Annotated in this window: 1 protein-coding gene; it reads left to right on the top strand. The window is 65.5% G+C overall.

The genetic code is table 11. The features are described 5' to 3' along the window. Window positions 1–391: Mu transposase domain-containing protein (locus AC6A67_RS06805; protein ID WP_498035797.1), on the top strand; the 391-nt coding region annotated here is incomplete at both ends.

The following is a 391-nucleotide window of genomic DNA, read 5'->3' as shown; positions in this document are numbered from 1 at the left end:
CGTCCGGGATTCCCGCCACCAGTTGCTACACGCGATGCCGGGCTTCCCTGACCTTGCGGCGCTCAATGCCTGGCTGGAACAGCGTTGCCTCGAGCTGTGGCGGGAAACGGCGCATGGTTCCTTGCCCGGCACGATCGCCGATGTCTGGGCCGAAGAACGGGCCGCCCTGATGCGGCTGCCCGTTGCCTTTGACGGCTTCATCGAGATGAGCAAACGTGTTTCGCCCACCTGCCTGATCAGCTTCGAGCGCACCCGCTACAGTGTGCCGGCCTCCTTTGCCAACCGTCCTGTCAGCCTGCGGATCTATCCGGACCGGCTGGTTGTCGCTGCCGAGGGGAACATCCTGTGCGAACACACGCGGATCATCCAGCGCAGCCACCTGCCCCCGCGG

This window comes from Camelimonas sp. FR25, assembly GCF_059740505.1.
Note: the sequence above shows the minus strand (reverse complement) of the source record. Positions and strands in the feature narration are given on the sequence as shown.